Here is a 19,096-nt window from a genome sequence, read left to right as displayed (position 1 = left end):
TGGCCTTGTGTGCCCTCAGTGTACCCCTTCAAGCCTGAACAGCCTTCTTGAGCTCAAAGGTCAGGCCCAGCGGCCCGACGTCAACCCACACGTTGGCCCCCTCGCCCACTTCGCCCGAGAGGATCTTGCGCGAGAGCGGGGTCTCGAGCTCGCGCTGGATGACCCGCTTCAAGGGACGCGCGCCGAACACCGGATCGTAGCCGCGCTCGGCCAGGAAGGCCAGGGCTTCGGGGGAGAGCTCGAGGCTGATGCGCTTCTCGGCCAGGCGCGCGCGCAGGTTCTTGAGCTGGATTTCCACGATCTGAGCGATCTGCTCGCGCGAGAGCGGGCGGAAGACTACGATCTCGTCGAGGCGGTTGAGGAACTCGGGGCGGAAGCTCTGCCGCAGCACGCCCATGACCCGCTCGCGGATGCCTTCGTAGCTCAGACCCGACTGAATGCCCTCGAGGATCAGCGACGAGCCGAGGTTGGAGGTGAGGATGATGACGGTGTTGCGGAAGTCCACCGTATGGCCTTGCCCGTCGGTCAGGCGCCCATCGTCGAGGATTTGCAGCAGGATGTTGAACACGTCGGGGTGAGCCTTCTCTACCTCATCGAAGAGGATGACGGCGTAGGGGCGGCGGCGGATGGCCTCGGTGAGCTGACCGCCCTCCTCGTAGCCCACGTAGCCGGGCGGGGCCCCCACCAGCCTCGAGACCGAGTGCTTCTCCATGTACTCGGTCATGTCGATGCGCACCATGGCCTCCTCGGTGTCGAAGAGGGTGGCCGCGAGGGTCTTGGCCAGCTCGGTCTTGCCCACGCCGGTAGGTCCTAAGAACAAGAACGAGCCGATGGGCCGTTTAGGGTCGCTAAGCCCGGCCCTGGCCCGGCGGATGGCGTCGGCCACGGCAAGGATGGCTTCGTCCTGGCCCACTACCCGCTGGTGCAGCTCGTCCTCCAGGCGCAAGAGCTTCTCGCGCTCGCCCTCGAGCAGTTTGCTCACGGGGATGCCGGTCCAGCGGGCCACGATCTCGGCGATGTCCTCCTCCGAGACCTCGGGGCGGGCAAACTTCGCGCTCTGCATCTGTTGCGAGAGCTGCTGCACCTCGGCCTCCAACCGCGGCAGCTCGCCGTAGCGCAGCTCGGCGGCCTTGTTGAGGTCATAAGCCCGCTCGGCCTGCTCGATGCGGGTGCGCACCTCGTCGAGCTTCTGCTGGGCCGCGCGCAGCCGGTTCATCACTTCGCGCTCGGCCTCCCACTGCGCGCGCTGCTTGGCGATCTCCTCGCTCAGCTCGGCGATCTCGCGCTCGATGTCGGCGAGCCGTATACGCGACTCGGGGTCGGTCTCCTTCTTCAGCGCCTCGCGCTCGATCTCGAGCTGCAGCTTCTTGCGGTCGAGCGAGTCGAGGGCCTCGGGGCTTGACTCCAGCGCCATGCGCAGCCGGGCGGCGGCCTCGTCCACAAGGTCGATGGCCTTGTCGGGCAGGCGACGGTCGGTGATGTAGCGGTGCGAGAGCTGAGCGGCGGCGATGAGGGCGGAGTCGGTGATGCGCACCCCGTGGTGCACCTCGTACTTCTCCTTGATACCGCGCAGGATGCTCACGGTCTCCTCGAGGCCGGGCTCATCGACGAACACCGGCTGGAAGCGGCGCTCGAGGGCAGCATCCTTCTCGATCTCGCGGTACTCGTCGAGGGTGGTCGCCCCGATCATGTGCAACTCACCCCGCGCCAGCGCGGGTTTGAGCATGTTACCCGCGTCCACCGCGCCCTCGGCCTTGCCCGCGCCCACGATGGTGTGCAGCTCGTCGATGAACAGGATGACCTCTCCGGCGCTCTGGGTGGCCTCCTGGATCACGGCCTTGAGCCGCTCCTCAAACTCACCGCGGTACTTGGCCCCCGCCAGCAGCGAGCCCATCTGCAAGCTGACGATGCGCTTGCCCTTGAGCCCCTCCGGCACGTCGCCCTTGACGATGCGCTGGGCCAATCCCTCGACGATAGCCGTCTTCCCCACCCCCGGATCACCGATGAGCACGGGGTTGTTCTTGGTGCGGCGCAGCAGGATTTGGATGGTGCGCCGGATCTCCTCGTCGCGCCCGATCACCGGGTCGAGCTTGCCTTGCTCGGCCTGCTTGGTCAGGTCGATGCCGTACTGCTCGAGTGCGTTGTAGGTTCCTTCGGCGTGTTCTGAGTTCACTTTTCTCCCCCCTCTGGCCTCGAGCATGGCCGCTTTGACCCTGGCGGCCTCGAGGCCTGCGAAGCCGGTCTCGGCCAGCGCCAGCAGCAGGGTATCTACCGCCACATAGCTATCTTTGAGTTCGGCGGCTAGGGCCTCGGCCCGCCCAAGCAGGCCGTTCAGCTTGCTCGAGAGGTATTGCCCCGCCTCGGCCCCGCTGATGCGCGGCAGCCTGCCCAGCTCGGTCTGGGCGGCCTTGTACACAGCATCCGGGCTGAGTCCGGCCTTGCCCACGATCTTCGCCGGCAGCCCCGCCGAGTCCCGCAGCAGCACCGCCGCCAGGTGGGGCACGTCGATCTGCGAGTGGCTCATCTCCCGCGCCAGCACCTGGCTCTGGGCCAGAGCCTGGCGCGCCTGTTCGGTCCACTTCTCCAAATTCATGCCAACCCCTCCATCGCAGTAGTTCTATCATGATACTTGAGCGTAATATTGTCAAGTCTAATGAGCGAAATAACTCGATATAGGCTGGAGGTGGTGGGATTGGAGGGAATTAGCTCGCCCCGTACAAGCCAACCAAAGCCTTCGCCGTCACACTTACGCTGCAGGCGTAGGCGGTATTCGTTGAACCCGAACCCCCTTGCGCTCGCGAGGCGCGGCTGGCCCAAACTATGGCCGCATTCTCCACGCCCTGGGGAGGGCCTCGAGCTAATCCGGCTGGATTCCCCTCAGGCGCCGAGGTACTTGAAGTAAGCCTCGCGGCGGATGGCCCCGTGGATGGTGTCACCGTCGGCCACGATGACCACCGGGTACTTGCGGAACATCACCGAGAGGTCGTTGGCGGCGATGTCGCCACCCACAACGGGCGCTTCTTCCCACGGAACCAGAGAGTCCTCGAGGCCGATCACCCCGATGGGCACCCCACCCTCGCGGATGACGGCGAATTGGGTCTCCAGCGAGTCGGTGCCCAGCCCATCCAGCACGGGGATGGGCCTGGCGAGGGCCTTAGCCGAAGTAGGCACGAAAAGCCCCGCCGAGAGCAGGGTGGTGGTGGTCACCCGCACCGCCCGCTTGAACACCCACAGCGAGATGGTGAAGACCAGCAAGAAACAGAGGCCCTCGAGCAGGCCGAAGAAGTTCAGGCCATCCCAGCCGAAGGCCCCCCTTCGTCCGAAGGCCAGGTGAACCAAACCGGAAGCCAGAATTCCGGCGATGAGGGCGGCGAGGTAGGCGATCAAACCAGCAAGGCGTAGCTCTCGAACCGTTCGCATGTCGTCTTCCCTAGAATACCCCGAGCGGCCCCGGCCCACACCCCTACAGGCCCTGACCCCTTTGCACTGCGCCCCGCTCCAGCCACACCAGGTCCTCTTCCTTGTCGATGTCCACACCCACCCCGGCAAAGGGCACCACCAGAGCCCGTGCAGGCATGCCCAACAAGCGCGAGACCCTGGCCTCGAGTTCCGGGATACTGAGTCGGCCCAGCAGCAGTTTGAAGAGCACACCCCAACCGACCATCTGGGCCAAGGCAAGGGGATTTTTGCGCAAAGCCACCACCTTGCGGGCCAGCCCCAGCGCCGAGCTGAAGAGCTGCTTGTCGAGCAGGATCACGTTGCCGCCGGTGAAGCTGCCCTCTTTGAGCCGGGCGTAAGTGCGGCGCATGCCAGGGAAGGAGCGCTCGATCTCCTCCTTGCGCACCACACAATAGACCAGCCCGGCCTTGGGAGCCTGCCCCAGGATGTAGCGGATGGCCTCGGCGCTCAGGAAGGGCATGTCGCCCGAAGCGACCAGGACCTTGTCCGAGTGCGCAACCTCGAGCGCGGCCTCGAGGTTCTCCAGCATGCCTCCCCGGTCGGGCAGTTGGAGCCTGGGGGCGGGCTCGAGGGGCTGCTCTGGCCCCACCACCAACGTGGTGAGGCCGGAAGCCGCCAGGGCCTCTAACACGCGCTCGACCAGCGGACGCCCCCCAAAGGGCACGAAACACTTGCTGGGTACGTCAAAACGCTTCGCCAGCGGATCGTCGGGGCGTCCCCCTGCCAGCACAATGGCTTCCACGGCAGCCACAATATTTGGCCGAAGGTCGGACGTCAAACCCCGTACAGGCTTCTGAACTTGCCGTGGAGGTAACGGATGAGGTACTCGGGGTTTAGGTCTTCGCCGGTCACGTTCTTTAGCAGCTCGCGCGGCCAGTAGCGACTGCCCTGGTGGTGGATCTTGCGGCGGGTCCACTCCAAGAAGGGGGCGAAGTCGCCCCGCCCGAACTGGGGCTCGAGCGCCCCGAGTTCCTTCTCGGCCTGCTGGAAGAACTGAGCGGCGTAGAGGTTACCCAGGCTGTAGGTGGGGAAGTAGCCGATCAGGCCCGCCGACCAGTGCACGTCCTGCATCACCCCGTCGGCCAGGGTGGGCGAACTGATGCCCAGGTACTCGCGGTACTTCTGATCCCAAGCTTCGGGGGCGTCGTCCAGCGAGAGTTCGCCACGCAGCAGGGCCAACTCGAGCTCGAAGCGGATCATGATGTGCAGGTTGTAGGTCACCTCATCGGCCTCGACGCGGATCAGACTGGGCTGAACCTGGTTGATGGCGAAGTGGAAGTCCTCCAGCCGCACATCGCGCAAAGCCTCAAAGTGCTGCTGAGCCAGGGGCCAGAAGCAGCGCCAGAACCCCAGACTGCGGCCCACCAGGTTCTCCCAAGTGCGGCTTTGCGACTCGTGGATACCCAGCGAGATTTCGCTGCCCATGGGCGTACCGTAGTGTTCGGCCAGCAGGCCCTGGCCATAGAGGCCGTGCCCCATCTCGTGGATGGTGCCGAAGAAGGCCGGGTTGAAGTAGTCCTCGAAGTAGCGCGTGGTCAGGCGCACGTCACCGGGGCCGATGCCCATCATGAAGGGGTGGGCTACCGGATCGAGCCGACCGGCCTCGAGATCGAAACCTAGCCTGGCGATGACCTCCTTGGCGAAAGCTTCCTGAGCTGTGCGGGGAAAATGGCGGTGGAGGATGGAGGCATCGGGCTTGCGCGGAGCCTGCTCCAGGCGGCGCAGCAGATCGACCGTGGCCTCGCGCAAGCGCTTGAACACGGGCTCGAGCTGGGCCGCAGTAGCCCCCGGCTCGTACTGGTCGAGCAGGGCGTCGTAGCGCTCCTTTTCGTAGCCCAGGGCATCGGCCACCTCGCGGGTAAGCGCGAAGATGCGCTTCAAAATGGGCTTGAACCCCTCCCAGTCATTTTTGGGCCGGGCCTCTTCCCACACCGCCTGCCCCTCGGCGGTGGCCTGGGCCAGCTCTACCGCAAGTCGCTCGGGGATTTTAATCTGCTGCTCGAAGCTGCGTCGCCACTCGCGCACGTTGACCGCCTCGACCGAGCTGGGATCGGCCACCAACTCAGAACCCTCTACCACCGCCAGCATCTCGCCGATGCGGGGGTCGGTGGCCCGCTGGTGCAGCAGCTTGGCCAGGGTGCCTTGCATCCTGGCCCGGTGCGGGTGCCCCTTACGGGGGGTGTAGGTGGCCTGATCCCAATTAGCCAGGGCTCCGAAAGCTCCCAGGTAAGCCGATTCCTTGCTGTGGCTCTGGAGCCACTCGTAGGCTTCTCGCGCAGTCATGCCGCTCATGATATGGAGGGCTGAACTTCAAAGACTATGACCCAATTCGAGTTGATGAGCGCGAAAGCGGCGGATTGCAACCCAGCAGAATGCGTTATCATCCGGGACGGATGCGCCAAACCGTGCCCGGTCCAACCCTCCGCGAACTCCTGCCCCGCCTGCGTGAGCTCCAACAAGGCCCCCTCGAGTTCCTGCTCGAGCTCACCCAGCGCTACGGCCCCTTCGTGCGGATCCCCGTGCCAGGCTTAGCTGTTTTCAGCATCGCCCAGCCCGACGCCGTCAAGCACGTGCTGCAGGACAACGCCAGGAACTACTCCAAGCGCACGCTACAGTTCGCCAACCTGGCCCTGGTAACCGGCCAGGGCCTCCTCACCAGCGACGGCGAGTTCTGGCTGCGCCAGCGACGCATGGCCCAGCCTGCCTTTCACCGCCAGCGCATCGCGGGCTTCGGTGAGGCCATGACCACTGCCGCGGTGCGGATGCTGGAGGGCTGGAAGGCCCGGGAAAGCGAGGCAATCGACGTCGACCACGCGATGATGGAGATGACCCTGGAGGTCGTGGGGCTCACCCTTTTCTCCAGCGACTTCTCGGCCGCCGCCAAGCGCATGGTCGAGGCCACGCTCACCGCCCTCGACTACGTGATCCACAAGGCCCAGAACCCCTTCGGCCCCCCGGCCTGGCTGCCCACGGCGCGCAACCGCCGCTTCCGGCAAGCCCTGGGGGTGCTGGACCGGGCCGTTTACCGCCTCATCGAGGAGCGCCGGGCCCGGGGCCAGCCCCACGACGACCTGCTCTCCATGCTGCTCGAGGCCCGCGACGACGACGGCCAGCCCATGACGCTGCGCCAACTGCGCGACGAGCTCATCACCGTCATCATCGCCGGGCACGAAACCGTCGCCAGCGCCCTCACCTGGACCTGGCACCTCCTGGCCCAGCATCCCCAGGCCGAGGCCACGCTGCACGCCGAGCTCGCTCAGGTCCTAGGAGGCCGCACCCCCACCATCGACGACCTCCCCCGCCTCCCCTATACCCGCGCCGTCTTCGAGGAGGCCCTTCGCCTCTACCCCCCCGCCTGGCTCATCACCCGTCGCGCCATCGGGCCCGATACCATCGGCGGCTACCCTATCCCCAGGGGCTCCCTGCTGGTCCTGAGCCCCTACATCACCCACCGTCAGGCTGAGGTCTGGCCCGAGCCCGAAAGCTTCCGCCCCGAGCGCTTCCTCGAGGGCGCCCGCCCCCCGCGCTACGCCTACATCCCCTTCGGCGGCGGCCCCCGCCTGTGTATCGGCAACACCTTCGCCTTGGTCGAAGGCCAGCTGATCCTGGCAACCCTCGCCCAGCGCTACCGCCTGCGCCCCGCCGAAGCGAAGCCCGTCAAAATCGCGCCCCTGGTCACAATCCGCCCTAAAGGGGGCCTGTGGATGCGGCTCGAGCGGCGCTGAAGGAGCCGGGCGTGGACGCCGGTGGTCCTGCCCTCGTGGAGGGCACTCTCAGAGGGGCTTGTCCTCAGGTTTGACTTCGGCGATGGGTTCCTCCCTGATCTCGGTGGTGGCCCCCTCTTCGCGCTCGATCTTCAGCCGCACGCGGGTGACGATCCCGGCAATCACGCCCAGCGCCGCCAGCACGGGCAGGGCCACCGTCACCACGCCGCCCACCAGCACCCCCACCGTCAGGGGCACCGAGAAGATCTCCTCCCCGTTCTCCTTGCACACGGTTACCCGGCGGGCGTTGCCCTCTTGCACGAGTTCGCGCACCTTATCGACGAGTTGGCCGCCCGAAATCTCGATCTCCTCGACCCAGGTCTTGCCTTTGGGCCCCTGTGGATTCCCTGCCATGGATGCACCTCCTATGCTTCAGTGTACCCATCGATCGGTATTCCCTCACGCCCACCCCCGACACGATAGACTCAAGGGCGATGAAAAGCGTTCGCAGCCGCAAGGCACCCACGGCTTATCTGGTGGGAGTGAGTTATCTGTTCTGCGCCCTTTTTCTGTTCTGGAGCCTCGTCGCAGGGTACTGGCAAGGGGTTGATCCCCTCTGGGCAGCTTCGGTCGTCGTAGTGGGAATGGTGTTCTACTTGCTGCGGATGGGCCTCGAGCTGCTCTTTTTCGATCGGGTGGAGGTCACCTCCGAGCGGCTCATCCAGCGCAGGCTGTTAGGGGCCCAACACACCGACCTCGCCCAGCCCAACCTAGCCGACCTGAGCCGCGACCTAGGGGGCAACCGCTATCTGGTGCTGGCCCGCGTCGGCGACAAGCTTCCACTGGCGGCTGTCAACTTGCGCTACCTGGGCAACGCACGGGAAGTGGTCCAGGCCATCCTCGAGGCCGTACAGCGCAAGAACCCCCAGCTCGAGATCAGCCCCAGGCTGCTGCAGCGCTTTGGGCAACCCCCCTACGGAACTTTCAACTGACCGCGAAGGCTTCCGGCGGCAGGGCGAAGCCCAGCGCCTCGAGGATCACCGAGAGGTGAAAGCGCTGGAGTTCCTGGGGGCCGATGTACTGGCCGATGAGGCGGTGGGCCTCCCTGGGCACGCTCTGCAAAGCCAGCAAAGTGTGGTAGGGCTGGAGCATCTCCAGCGGCAACGGCCCGCCGGTATAGAGGAGCAGGTCGCAGTGGCGGGCGAGGGCTTCGGCCCGCTCGAGGCCCACCACCACGTCACCCCGCTGGGGCGAGGGGATGCGGGCCATGAAGACATCGCCTTCGGGAAAGCTGGGGGCCACCAGCGAAACCCGCGCTACGCTGCGCAACCCGGCGGTGAGTTCGGGGCGCAGCGGCCCCAGCCATAGCAGCCGGTCGCCGAAGGCGTAACGGTGGAGCAGGTTGGCCAGCGCCATGGCCTCGAGGTAGTAGCCGCGCAGCCGGGTTCCCTCGGGCACCACCAGGTCTACCCGCGCAGCCTCACGGGCCTCGGGCTCGAGCGCCCCTACCAGCTTCAGGGCATCGATGCGGGCCTGAGGGTCCTCCAGCACCGCCCCGGCGAAGCCCAGCGGGACCAGCCCGGCCAAGGCCGCCACCAGACCGCTGCCCACCTCTGCCGCGTAGACGTGCAGGGGCAGCTTGTGGCCCACCGTAGCCGTGAGCAAGGGCGAGAGAAGCTGGCTCGAGCGCTGATGCAGGACGACCAGGGGCTTCACGAAAGGCTAGTGTATCCCTTTGCCCCTATCCTGCCTAGCCGAAATCGAGCCCGCCGGCGAAGGAAATACCGCAGAAGGCCAATAGCACAATCACATTCGTGGTTCAACCCTCGTACAAGCCCCCGCGTGCCGAGCCGGGAAAACCATCGACTCAGTCTATACGCTCGAGCCCCGCGAACTGAAGGGCCAATTTCTTTAATCCAACGCCGGGGAAATGCACGGTGACCTCAGCCCCCAGCGCCGCGACCACCGTTCCCTGGCCAAAGCGGGGGTGCCGGACCTTCTCCCCGCCCTTGAACACGCCCAGAGGCTGCTTCTCCTCCGCTTTGGCCGGGCGGATCACCACCGCCGCGCCCGCGCTGCCAAAGGCCGAGACCTCCTCGAGCAGCTCCGGGGGCACGTCGGCTAAGAAGCGGCTCTCGCGGGTGTACTCGCGCTTGCCGTAAACCTCGCGCTCCTCGGCATAACTCAGATAGAGCGTCTCCTGGGCGCGGGTGATGCCCACATAGAACAAGCGGCGCTCCTCTTCGAGGTCCTCCAGCCGGGAGAGGCTGTTGCGGTGCGGGAGCAGATTCTCCTCGACCCCTACCAGAAACACCACGGGGAACTCCAGGCCCTTAGCGTTGTGCAACGTCATGAGCGTGACCTCATCTCCCCCGGCCTCGGGGCCCGCGAGCTTGCCGTCCTGTACGCGCTTGGCCGGCTCCTCCGCCGAGGCGGTGAGGGCAATGGTGTCGAGGAAGTCGGCCAGGGTACCCCCCACCTCCTCCTCCCAGTCGCCCGCCGCGCGCAGCAACTCCTCCACGTTGGCGATGCGCTCCTCGCCGTCGGATTCGGAGCGCAGGGCCTCGAGGTAGCCGGTGTCCTCGAGCACCCGCTTGAGGAACTCGCGGGGGCCGGTGTCGTAGGCAGCCTCGATCAGGTCGTCCACCAACCGGACGAAAGCCTCGACCTGCTGGGGTCGGCTGATGACCTGCTGAGCGTGGCGGAAGGCTTCCAGGGCCGAAATCCCCTGCTTCTGGGCATACTCCAGCAGCTTGCCCATCGTGCTGGCCCCGATGCCGCGCGGAGGGGTGTTGACGATGCGGCGCAGCGAGAGGGTATCGAGGGGGTTGACGGCCACGCGGGCATAAGCCAACAGGTCCTTCACCTCCCGACGCTCGTAGAAGCCCACCGCCCCCACCAACCTGGCCGGGATGCCCGCGCGGCGCAGGTGCTCCTCCAGCACCCGCGACTGGGCGTTGGTGCGGTAGAGTACCGCGATCTGACCGAAGTTGCCACGCTTGGCGATCTCGCGAGCCACGAAGGCCGCCTCCTCGCGGGCGTTGGGAGCCCGGAAGAGCTTGACCTTCTCCCCGCCGCCCTTCACCGGGCGCAAGCTCTTCTCCAGCCGCGCGGTGTTCTTCTCGATGATCGCGTTGGCGACTTTGAGGATGGCCGCAGTGGAGCGGTAGTTGGCCTCGAGGCGGAAGACCTTGGCGCCGGGGTAGTCCTTGGTGAAGCTCAAAATGTTGTTGATATCGGCATTTCGGAAGCCGTAAATCGACTGATCGGGGTCACCCACCACCACCAGGTTGGGCTTCTCCCCCGCCAGCAGCCGGGTCAGCCTGTACTGCACGGGGTTGGTATCCTGGTACTCATCGACGTGGATGAAGCGCGCGCGCTGACGCACCTTGGCCAGGACTTCGGGGTGTTCCTCGAAGAGCTGGATGGCCAGCAGCAGCAGGTCGTTGAAGTCCACGGCTCCCTGGCCACGCAGGGCTTTCTGGTAAAGGTGGAAGACCTCGGCGGCCTGCTCCTTGGGCACGCCCGCTACGAAGTCGGGGGCCTCACGCAAAAACTCACCCACCCCGCCCAGGCGGTTCTTGATGCGGTCGAGCACCGCCCGAAACTGCCCCGGCCTGGCCTCGATGCCCAGATCCTTGAGGATCTCCTTGAGCAAAGTGCCCTGGTCGTCGTCGTCATAGACCACAAAGCCCGGCTTGAGCCCCACCCACTCGCCGTATACCCGTAAAACGCGCAGGGCAGCGGAGTGAAAGGTCGAGACCCACAGGTCGCCAGCCAGGCTGCCCACCATCTTCTCCAGGCGCTCCTTCATCTCCCCGGCGGCCTTGTTGGTAAAGGTCACCGCCAGGATTTCGCCCGGATAGACCCGGCGCTCGCGCAATAAGTAGGCGATGCGGTGCACCACCGTGCGGGTCTTGCCCGAGCCGGCCCCGGCTACCACCAGTGCTGGGCCCTCAAAGTGCAACACCGCCTGTTGCTGGGCTTCGTTGAGCGAGGAAAGCAAATCCATAACAGCCCCCGAAGTCTATCACCTGCCCCGGCCCTCAAAGGTAAGGTAGCGGTGGGCACCCGACCCAAGGGTAGACCGAACCCATGAAAAAGAACTCCGGCTCTGCTGGCGCGGCCGCAACCTCTTCATCTTCCGGCTGACCGTAAGCTCAATGGCTCTGTTCACAGCCCCCGTGATCTGCTCAGTGCGCACCCAAGCAGGCGCTTCCCTGCCCCATGGCCTGAGCGCCACCTTCGAGGGAGAAGCCCTCAACGCGGTACTCAACGTCAAAGCCGCAAAGAGCCTGGACCCGACCATCGCCCCGCTCGAGGCCCAGCTTTACTGCGAATCCGGCGCACTCTACAACTACGACAACTTCACCCTCGACATCAAGCCTAAAGCGTCGATCATCGACGACCTGGGTGCCCAAGCGCCAGTAGTCACCACGCAGCCTTAGAATGTCCCAGGTATGGCAGCTATCAAGTTCGGCACCGACGGATGGCGCGGGGTTATCGGCGCGGATTACACCTTCGACAACGTAGCGAAGGTGGCCCAGGCGTATGCGGATCACCTGAATTCCCAAGGCGCGAAGCGGGTGGTAGTAGGCCACGACACCCGCTTCCTGGCGGCTAAATTCGCCGAGCGAGCCGCGCAGGTGTTGGCAGCCAACGGGCTCGAGGTACTGCTCTCCAAGAGCTACGTGCCCTCTCCGGTGCTCTCCTTCGCCGTCAAGCATCTGCAAGCCGATGGCGGGGTGATGATCACCGCCAGCCACAACCCCCCGGAGTACCTGGGCTTCAAGATCAAGGGCAGCTACGGCGGAGCAGCGGTGCCCGCCCTGATCGCCGAGGTGGAGAAGAAGCTGGGCGCCGAAGCAAAGCCCTTCGACCCCTCCCGGCACAAGATCGAGCGCTTCGACGTGCGCAAGCCCTACTACGACCACCTGATGAGCCTGCTGGACATCGAGGCCTTGCGCAGCTACGAAGGCGTGCTCTACCACGACAGCATGGGCGGAGCTGGGGGCGGCTGGATTTCGGGCTTCGCCAAGCACGCCGGGCTCAAGCTCGAGGTGCGCGGCCTGCACGAAGTCCCCGACCCCATGTTCTACGGGGTCAACCCCGAGCCCATCCCCGCCAACCAGTTCACCGTCATGACCGTGCTCAAAGCCGAGGAGGGCACCACCTTCGCCGCCGTCACCGATGGCGACGCCGACCGTATCGGGGCCGTGCTGGCGGGAGGGATCCACTTCAACAGCCACCAGATCTTCGTGGTGTTGCTCAAACACCTCGTCCAGCGGCGGGGCCTGAGCGGGCGGGTGGTCAAGACCTTCTCGGTCTCGCGCGTGGTCGAGTTGCTGGCGAAAAAGCTGGGGACCGAGCTCCTAACCACCCCCATTGGCTTCAAGTACATCACCGACGAGATGCTCAAGGGCGGCGTGCTCATCGGCGGGGAGGAGTCCGGCGGCATCGGGGTGGACATTCACCTGCCCGAGCGCGACGGGATCTTCAACGCGCTGCTCTTGCTCGAGGCCGTGGTGAAGAGCGGCAAGAGCCTGGGCGAACAGTTCGCCGAGATCGAGGCCGAGGTGGGCTTCAAGCACAACTACGACCGCCTGGACTTACACCTGCCCAGCATGGACCACATCCGCGCCGTGATGGAGAAGGTCGCCAGCCCCCAGCCCATCGCAGGGCAAAAGGTGGTGGGCACAGAGGGCCTCGACGGGGTGAAGTGGCTCTTCGAAGACGGGGGTTGGCTGCTTTATAGAGCCTCGGGCACCGAGCCGGTGCTCAGGGTTTACTGCGAGGCCCAGAGCGAACAGGCCGTAAAAAGCATTCTGGCCGAAGCCAAAAAGCTGGTCGAGGCTTGAACCGAGGATCAGCCGCTTCTTTGGGACCTGCGCACCCGCTCCATCGCCCAGCAGATCGTACTGCGATAAGCCCGCATTCGGAGCCACTGCCCCCGCGTATCTAGGGGTGTAGGTGCGCCAGCGACGGCCTTCGGTTTCTACCTGCTTATACCAGATTCGATCAGTTCGTTCCCGAATGGGAACGCCGCCCCGCCAAGGCGGGGCGGTCGACCGAAGGGAGTGCTCTAGGATTCAAAAAGATAGCCTCTGAAGGTCTTTGGTTTGGGTGATTATCTTTTTGAATCCGGTATTACGTGTATTGGGCCAGGGCCGCTGAGTTGGCCCGGCTCTACCCAAAAGATTGCGTGCTGATGGTGGCGGTGGAACTGTGCAGCCTGACGTTCGTCCGGGGTGACCTCTCCAGGGCCAACCTGGTCGCCACCAGCCTCTTTGCCGACGGAGCCGCAGCGGTGGTGCTGGGCAGCGGCGAGGGTCCCGAGGTAGTGGGGGGATTCTCGAGACTGCTGCCCGAATCCTACGAGGTAATGGGCTGGGAGGTGGTCGAGTCGGGCTTGCAGGTGCGCTTCGCCCAGAGCATTCCCCAACTGATCACGGACAAGCTGGGTGCTTTGATTAAGGATGGCTTAGCAAGCCACGGCCTGAAGGCCCAGGACGTGGGTGTGTGGGTGCTCCACCCCGGAGGTCGCAAGGTTCTGAGCGCTTACCGCCAGGCCCTGCCCATCGACGATCGCAGCTACGAAGCCTCCCGAAGCACGCTGCGTGAGTACGGCAATATGTCAAGCCTGACGGTGCTCTTCGTGCTCGAGCGGCTGCTGGGGAAGGTCGAGGGCAAGGTGACGGGGGTGCTGCTGGCCCTGGGTCCGGGCTTCGCCACGGAGGGTGTAGTATTGCGTTGGTGATGCTCACGCTGGTGCTTTTTGCTGTGGGGGTCGTGTTAATCCAGCGACTCCTCGAGTTGGGGCTGGCCTATCGCAACCTGCACTGGGCCCTCGAGCGGGGCGGGGGCGAGTACGGGCAGGAGCACTACCCCTACTTCTTCCTGCTGCACGGCGCGTGGTTGCTGGGGGTGCTGTTCGAAGGCGGCACGCGCCAGAACCTGAGCCCGCTGTGGCCCCTGTGGCTCTTGCTGTTCCTGGCCGCGCAGTACCTGCGCTACTGGTCCATCTACACCCTGGGGCGCTACTGGAACACCCGCATCGTCCTTATGCCCGGGGCCCCCGCCATCGAGACCGGCCCCTTCCGCTACCTGCGCCATCCTAACTACGTGGCGGTGGCCCTGGAACTGCTCACGCTGCCCCTGATCTTCAACGCCTGGGTCACCGCCGTGCTGGCCACGCTCTTCAACGCCATCCTGCTGCTGGGGGTGCGCATTCCGCTCGAGGAGCGGCTGATGGAGCAAAACCGCCGCTACAAGAGCAGCGCCAACCCCACCCTCCACGACCTCTCTCGCCCCTTCCCCGGCTCGGCCCTGGCCGACCGCCTGCTGATCGGCCTCTACCGCACCCCCCTGCCGGGGTTGGTTCACCATGCGGTAACCAGCGTGCGCCGGCTGATCGAGGCGAGCATCAAAGCCTTCACACAGAGGCGCGCACCCAAACCCCAGCCCGCCGACACGCCACCTCCCCCAGCCCCCAATCCCGTAGCCCCGGTAGCTACTGCCAAAGCCCCCCTTTCGGCTCCAGCCCCAGCACCACGCCTTCAACAACCCCGGCAGCCGACCACCGACCCCGACAGCCTGTGGCTTCAGGGGCTCCTAGAACACCATCACCGCCTGGTCAAACAGGCCCTACGGGAGTTACGGCCCATCACGGCGGGGCTCGAGCTTACCGAAGCCCTGGCCCAGGGGCTGCTGCCGAGGATGGGCCATGCCGGAAACATCGAGTATGTCATCAAGGACAACGTGGCCCGCGCGCTGGTGCAGGGGTATTTCATCCAATGGGACATCCGCACCGGAGGGCTGATTCCCGGCGCAGAGGCCCAGACACTGTGGTACATGACCCGTGACCACCAGGAGCAGTTTGGCGACTCGAGCGAGCTGAAGGTGCTCGAGGAGCTGATCCAGCGCCTGCGCAAAGCGGGCAAGCTCGAGACCCTGCTGATCCAAGCCCGCACCCGAGCCGGTCTTTACGGCTCCGGCCTGCGGGGCTGAACCCCAAGCGCCCCAGAAGTGGGGTCTACCAGGCCCGCGGTGGTGGGGGAGTACGTACCCGCCACGAACTCCCCCATGCCCCTGGCCTCGATGGGCTGCCCCTGCCAGCTTCCCCTGCCCAGCACTGGCCCCTCCCAGTAGGCCACCCTGGTGGAGGCGGTGAGGAGTTCTTGGTCTTGGCGCACTGGGGCGAGCTCGAGTTGCAGTCCCTCGGCCTCAACCTTCCAGGAAAGGACGTAGCTGCGCCCACTGGGCGAGGTCCAGCGCCCCAGCGGGGTCATGCGCAGGTCCCTCAGCTCTGCGATCCGGCCCTGGGGGTCGGTGCGGCTCCCCGCCAGCTGCACCACCTCACCGTCGGCCTGCCCAGGGCGCGGCGGCTTCTTGACCCGGTAGAGCATGAGGTCGCTACCGTCGGAGAGGTGCAGACCGAACCAGTCCCACAAAGCCTCTCGTCCCGAAAGCTGCCCGCCCCACTGGTGGTCCATCCAGGCCTCACCCCACACCTCGCGCCCGTGGATGCGGCCCTCGAGGGCAAGGCGGGTGTAGGAGACGTAGTACATGCGCCCCACCTCCTCGGTGCCCGAGTACCCCGGCGGATGCACCACGGCAGGCTTCCTGGGGGTGAGCCGCAGGTCGAGGGGCCCGGCCATGAGGTGGTAGCTGGCCCCCTCCTGGATCAGCTTCCAGTCCCCCTGCTCGATACGCAGGGGCGGAAATTCGATGATGGCATCGCCCCGGGGAGCATCCTGGCGAAAGTCGAAGCGCTCGTCGAAGAACTTACGGTCCTCCCGCAGATCGGTGACGGCCAGGTGTGAGGCATGGAAGGGGCCGGGGTAAAGCAGGCCGAGAAAGGCCGGTCCTATGCGGGGGGTAAAGTACCCCTTGAAGATGGCCCAGTGGAAGGCAATTCCCGCCTCGGGCAGGTAGGCTGAGACGTACCACCACTCCACCGGCGAGGGATTGGGGCCCCAGTTGTCGGCTTGCGGTGCGCGGGTGGGATCTACCTCCTGCAAGGCCGGCATACAGGCAGCCAGCAACAGCACGAGACTGAGCCACAATGGCTTCATAGGGCTATGGTAGCGAAGAGCGGGTATCGGGTCGTAGGGGATGTCGGTAGAGGCTGCATACGACGTCGCGTTAGGCTATTGAGCGTGACCGACACCCACTGCCACCTCGACTATCTCGAGCCCTCCGAACTCGCCGCGGCCCTCGAGGCGGCCCAGGGCTTCGAGGCGATGCTGAGCATCGGCACCGAACCCGCGAAATCGCGCCGCAACCTCGAGATCGCCCACTCTGCCCCCAACGTCTGGGTCGCGGTGGGCATCCATCCCACCGAGGCCGCGCGCTGGCGGGAGCTCAGGCAAGAAAGCCTCGAGCTCGCCCGCCACCAGCGGGTACGGGCCATCGGCGAGAGCGGGCTAGACTTCTACTGGGCTCCCCAAAGCCGCCAGGCGCAGTACCAGGCCCTGGATTGGCAGGCCGAACTCGCCGCCGAGCTCGATCTTCCCCTCGTTTTGCACGTGCGCAGCGCCAAAGAAGACGATCAGGCCGAGCGGGAGGTGGCCGAGTGGCTAAAGCACAACCGACCCCCTAAGGTCGTGTTGCACGCCTTCGGCGGGCACCCGGCGCTGGTAGAGGCGGGGCTCGAGGTCGGCGCCTACTTCAGCTTCGCGGGGCCATTCACCTACAAGAAGAACACCCTGGTGCGCGAAGCGGCCCGTCAACTGCCCCTCGAGCGCCTGCTGGTCGAGACCGACACCCCTTTTCTGCCCCCCGAACCCCACCGGGGCAAGCGCAACCAGCCGGCCTACGTGCGACACACCCTCGAGAAGCTGGCCGAGGTGCGCGGACTGAGCGCCGCCGAGATGGAGCGAATCACCGACGCCAACGCCCGAGGCTGTTTTGCCTTCGCCTGACGCCGCGGCCCACGGAGAGCTAGAATGTCTCCATGCGTTGCCAAAGCTTCACCATCCGCCTCGACGAGCGGCAGAACCTGGACTTGAGCCGGCTCAACGACTTCCTCGAGCACGTCCAGCCCATCCAGGTCTCCAGCGCCCTGGTCTCGGGCTCCTTCCCGGTGTGGTCGGTCCTGGTGTTTTACGAGGGCGAAGCCCCCAAAGCTACGGAGCGGCTCGAGAAACCCCTGCCCGAAGCATCTGCAAAACCCCGCCCTACCGCCACCAACGACGGGCTCTATCAGGCTTTGCGCGAGTGGCGCTGGCAAAAAGCCAAAGCCGAGGGCGTGCCCCCTTACGTCATCGCCCACGACGCTCAGCTCGCCGCCATCGCCGACGCCCTACCCTCCACCCCTGAAGAGCTCACCCGGATCAAGGGCTTCGGCCCCCGTAAGGCCGAACGCTACGGCGAGGAAATCCTGGCACTTGTCCGCAAGGCGAGAGCGGATAGACCCCAAGCGGGGGGCTAGTGACCCGTCAAGCGTCTGGCTACCGACCTTGACCTGGTGAGAAGTGGCACTTAGACTATCGGGCAAGATGTTGCGCCGTTGGGACAACAATCCATAGCGGGGGTAGCGACACTGCCCCCCGGTACTTGCCGTTGTACCGGGGGGTTTTCAGTTCCCGCCAGCGGCGAAGGAGAGAGGCAGATGTCACGTACACTGGTCAAGGAAGTGCCCAACAAAATCGGCGAGAAGGTCACCCTGCAAGGCTGGTTGCACTGGAAGCGCGACCTCGGCGGCATTCAGTTTGCCCTGCTGCGCGACCGCAGCGGCATCGTGCAGGTGGTGGTGGAAAAGGGTGTGGACCTCCCCCTGGCCGAGTCCTGCTTGCGCGTCAAGGGCCAAGTGGTGCAAAACCCCAAGGCCCCCGGCGGCTACGAAGTACTGGCCAACGGCCTCGAGGTGCTGACCCCGGCGCTCGAGCCCTCCCCCATCGAAATTCCCAAGGAGGAGTGGCGCGTCAATCCCGAGACGCTGCTCGAGTACCGTTACGTGAGCCTGCGGGGGGAAAAAGCCCGCGCCGCGCTCAAGGTGCAGGCCGCGCTGGTGCGGGGCTTCCGCAACTTCCTCGACGCGCAGGGCTTCACCGAGATCTACACCCCCAAGATCGTCTGCGCCGGAGCCGAGGGCGGCAGCAACCTCTTCGCCATCGACTACTTCGAGCAGCGGGCCTACCTGGCCCAGTCCCCCCAGCTTTACAAGCAGATCATGGTGGGCGTGTACGAGCGGGTCTATGAGGTGGCCCCGGTCTTCAGGGCCGAGCAGCACGCCACCAGTCGCCACCTCAACGAGTACCTCTCCCTCGACGTGGAGATGGGCTTCATCGAAAGCGAGCACGACGTGATCGACCTCGAGGAGGCCCTGCTCAAGGCCATGCTCGACGAAGCCCGCGAGGTGGCAGCCGATGAGGCGGCAACGCTGGAGGTAGCATGGCCCAACACCGCCGAGATGCCCCGTCTGGAACACCCCGAGGCCCGCCGGATCCTGCGCGAGGAGCTGGGTATGTCGGTGGGCGCCGACTTCAACGAGGAAGCCGAGCGGATGCTGGGTCAGTGGGCTAAGGAGAAGTGGGGCGTGGACTTCCTCTTCATCACCAAATACCCCCAAGCCGCACGCCCCTTTTATGCCTATCCCGAGGAAGGGGGCGCGACCCGTGGCTACGACCTGCTGTTCAGGGGCCTCGAGATCACCAGCGGCGGGCAACGCATCCACCAATACGACCTGCTGATCGAAGCCCTGAAGAAAAAGGGCAACGACCCGGCCAGCTTCGCGGGTTACCTCGAGGTCTTCAAATACGGCATGCCTCCCCACGGCGGCTTCGCCATCGGGGCGGAACGCCTGACCCAAAAACTCCTAGGCCTACCCAACGTGCGCTATGCACGAGCCTTCCCCCGCGACCGTCACCGCCTGACGCCTTGAAGCGCTATCGCCTTGCGAGGGGATGTGCGTATTTGCGGACCGCGGGTTA

General features: G+C 65.5%; 17 protein-coding genes. 9 read left to right on the top strand and 8 right to left on the bottom strand.

The genetic code is table 11. The features are described from left to right. Nucleotides 1-28: 28 nt before the first annotated feature. From clpB to B047_RS0103990, 4 genes are all read right to left on the bottom strand, one after another. The gene (gene clpB, locus B047_RS0104005; protein ID WP_018465667.1) at nucleotides 29-2,593 is read right to left on the bottom strand and encodes an ATP-dependent chaperone ClpB; all 2,565 of its coding nucleotides are present in this window, start codon (nucleotides 2,591-2,593) and stop codon (nucleotides 29-31) included. Nucleotides 2,594-2,877: 284 nt separating this feature from the next. Further along, on the bottom strand, nucleotides 2,878-3,420 hold the full coding sequence (locus tag B047_RS0104000; RefSeq protein ID WP_026234560.1) for a hypothetical protein: 543 nt from the start codon (nucleotides 3,418-3,420) through the stop codon (nucleotides 2,878-2,880). A gap of 43 nt (nucleotides 3,421-3,463) precedes the next feature. After that, nucleotides 3,464-4,201 (bottom strand): molybdenum cofactor guanylyltransferase, encoded by a 738-nt coding sequence (gene mobA / locus B047_RS16230; protein ID WP_018465665.1) that lies wholly within the window; start codon nucleotides 4,199-4,201, stop codon nucleotides 3,464-3,466. 32 nt (nucleotides 4,202-4,233) lie between these two features. After that, on the bottom strand, nucleotides 4,234-5,742 hold the full coding sequence (locus B047_RS0103990) for a carboxypeptidase M32 (RefSeq protein WP_018465664.1): 1,509 nt from the start codon (nucleotides 5,740-5,742) through the stop codon (nucleotides 4,234-4,236). Nucleotides 5,743-5,852: 110 nt separating this feature from the next. Between B047_RS0103990 and B047_RS0103985 the strand changes: the two genes are divergently transcribed. Further along, on the top strand, nucleotides 5,853-7,184 hold the full coding sequence (locus B047_RS0103985; protein WP_018465663.1) for a cytochrome P450: 1,332 nt from the start codon (nucleotides 5,853-5,855) through the stop codon (nucleotides 7,182-7,184). A 48-nt stretch (nucleotides 7,185-7,232) separates the two neighbouring features. Here B047_RS0103985 and B047_RS0103980 read toward each other — a convergent pair whose 3' ends face one another. After that, entirely contained in the window at nucleotides 7,233-7,577 is a 345-nt protein-coding gene (locus B047_RS0103980; protein ID WP_018465662.1) for a DUF4342 domain-containing protein, read from the bottom strand. A gap of 80 nt (nucleotides 7,578-7,657) precedes the next feature. On the opposite strand from B047_RS0103980, the gene B047_RS17160 reads away from it, so the two are divergent. Beyond that, nucleotides 7,658-8,155 (top strand): hypothetical protein, encoded by a 498-nt coding sequence (locus B047_RS17160; RefSeq protein WP_018465661.1) that lies wholly within the window; start codon nucleotides 7,658-7,660, stop codon nucleotides 8,153-8,155. Here B047_RS17160 and B047_RS0103970 read toward each other — a convergent pair. Continuing rightward, nucleotides 8,148-8,879, bottom strand: a complete 732-nt coding sequence (locus B047_RS0103970; RefSeq protein ID WP_018465660.1) for a hypothetical protein — start codon at nucleotides 8,877-8,879, stop codon at nucleotides 8,148-8,150. The two genes, B047_RS17160 and B047_RS0103970, sit on opposite strands and share 8 nt — an antisense overlap. Nucleotides 8,880-9,030: 151 nt before the next feature. Beyond that, the gene (locus B047_RS0103965) at nucleotides 9,031-11,175 is read right to left on the bottom strand and encodes an ATP-dependent helicase (protein WP_018465659.1); all 2,145 of its coding nucleotides are present in this window, start codon (nucleotides 11,173-11,175) and stop codon (nucleotides 9,031-9,033) included. 184 nt (nucleotides 11,176-11,359) lie between these two features. Here B047_RS0103965 and B047_RS0103960 point away from each other — a divergent pair, with 184 nt between their 5' ends. From B047_RS0103960 to B047_RS18185, 4 genes are all read left to right on the top strand, one after another. Continuing rightward, on the top strand, nucleotides 11,360-11,611 hold the full coding sequence (locus B047_RS0103960; protein ID WP_157205803.1) for a hypothetical protein: 252 nt from the start codon (nucleotides 11,360-11,362) through the stop codon (nucleotides 11,609-11,611). Between the two features lie 12 nt (nucleotides 11,612-11,623). Then, nucleotides 11,624-13,021 (top strand): phosphoglucomutase/phosphomannomutase family protein, encoded by a 1,398-nt coding sequence (locus B047_RS0103955; RefSeq protein ID WP_018465657.1) that lies wholly within the window; start codon nucleotides 11,624-11,626, stop codon nucleotides 13,019-13,021. Nucleotides 13,022-13,314: 293 nt separating this feature from the next. Continuing rightward, nucleotides 13,315-13,920 carry a 3-oxoacyl-[acyl-carrier-protein] synthase III C-terminal domain-containing protein gene (locus tag B047_RS16220; protein ID WP_245533693.1) on the top strand — a complete coding sequence of 202 codons (606 nt, stop codon included), beginning with the start codon at nucleotides 13,315-13,317 and terminating at the stop codon, nucleotides 13,918-13,920. Next, entirely contained in the window at nucleotides 13,920-15,170 is a 1,251-nt protein-coding gene (locus tag B047_RS18185; protein ID WP_084784935.1) for an isoprenylcysteine carboxyl methyltransferase family protein, read from the top strand. Before B047_RS16220 ends, B047_RS18185 begins: the two co-directional genes overlap by 1 nt. Here B047_RS18185 and B047_RS16210 read toward each other — a convergent pair. Continuing rightward, nucleotides 15,146-16,237: a lipocalin family protein gene (locus tag B047_RS16210; RefSeq protein WP_018465654.1), complete on the bottom strand. Its 1,092-nt coding sequence runs from the start codon at nucleotides 16,235-16,237 to the stop codon at nucleotides 15,146-15,148. The genes B047_RS18185 and B047_RS16210 overlap by 25 nt on opposite strands. A gap of 84 nt (nucleotides 16,238-16,321) precedes the next feature. On the opposite strand from B047_RS16210, the gene B047_RS0103930 reads away from it, so the two are divergent. The 3 genes from B047_RS0103930 (at nucleotide 16,322) to aspS (ending at nucleotide 19,047) form a co-directional block, all read left to right on the top strand. Then, nucleotides 16,322-17,086: a TatD family hydrolase gene (locus tag B047_RS0103930; RefSeq protein WP_018465653.1), complete on the top strand. Its 765-nt coding sequence runs from the start codon at nucleotides 16,322-16,324 to the stop codon at nucleotides 17,084-17,086. Between the two features lie 32 nt (nucleotides 17,087-17,118). Continuing rightward, entirely contained in the window at nucleotides 17,119-17,595 is a 477-nt protein-coding gene (locus tag B047_RS0103925) for an HRDC domain-containing protein (RefSeq protein WP_018465652.1), read from the top strand. A gap of 180 nt (nucleotides 17,596-17,775) precedes the next feature. After that, on the top strand, nucleotides 17,776-19,047 hold the full coding sequence (aspS, locus tag B047_RS0103920; protein WP_026234559.1) for an aspartate--tRNA(Asn) ligase: 1,272 nt from the start codon (nucleotides 17,776-17,778) through the stop codon (nucleotides 19,045-19,047). Nucleotides 19,048-19,096 lie beyond the last annotated feature (49 nt).

This window comes from Calidithermus timidus DSM 17022, assembly GCF_000373205.1.
In the GTDB taxonomy this organism is placed as follows: Bacteria; Deinococcota; Deinococci; order Deinococcales; family Thermaceae; genus Calidithermus; species Calidithermus timidus.
The sequence above is the reverse complement of the archived record's forward strand: the minus strand, read 5'-3'. Positions and strand labels throughout refer to the sequence as shown.

Coding starts and splice junctions, on each gene's coding strand:
- B047_RS17160 (WP_018465661.1), top strand. CDS start 7,658: ATGAAAAGCGTTCGCAGCCGCAAGGCACCCACGGCTTATCTGGTGGGA.
- B047_RS0103925 (WP_018465652.1), top strand. CDS start 17,119: ATGCGTTGCCAAAGCTTCACCATCCGCCTCGACGAGCGGCAGAACCTG.
- B047_RS0103990 (WP_018465664.1), bottom strand. CDS start 5,742: ATGACTGCGCGAGAAGCCTACGAGTGGCTCCAGAGCCACAGCAAGGAA.
- B047_RS0103955 (WP_018465657.1), top strand. CDS start 11,624: ATGGCAGCTATCAAGTTCGGCACCGACGGATGGCGCGGGGTTATCGGC.
- B047_RS0103965 (WP_018465659.1), bottom strand. CDS start 11,175: ATGGATTTGCTTTCCTCGCTCAACGAAGCCCAGCAACAGGCGGTGTTG.
- B047_RS0103980 (WP_018465662.1), bottom strand. CDS start 7,577: ATGGCAGGGAATCCACAGGGGCCCAAAGGCAAGACCTGGGTCGAGGAG.
- B047_RS18185 (WP_084784935.1), top strand. CDS start 13,920: ATGCTCACGCTGGTGCTTTTTGCTGTGGGGGTCGTGTTAATCCAGCGA.
- B047_RS0104000 (WP_026234560.1), bottom strand. CDS start 3,420: ATGCGAACGGTTCGAGAGCTACGCCTTGCTGGTTTGATCGCCTACCTC.
- B047_RS0103985 (WP_018465663.1), top strand. CDS start 5,853: ATGCGCCAAACCGTGCCCGGTCCAACCCTCCGCGAACTCCTGCCCCGC.
- B047_RS16210 (WP_018465654.1), bottom strand. CDS start 16,237: ATGAAGCCATTGTGGCTCAGTCTCGTGCTGTTGCTGGCTGCCTGTATG.
- clpB (WP_018465667.1), bottom strand. CDS start 2,593: ATGAATTTGGAGAAGTGGACCGAACAGGCGCGCCAGGCTCTGGCCCAG.
- aspS (WP_026234559.1), top strand. CDS start 17,776: ATGTCACGTACACTGGTCAAGGAAGTGCCCAACAAAATCGGCGAGAAG.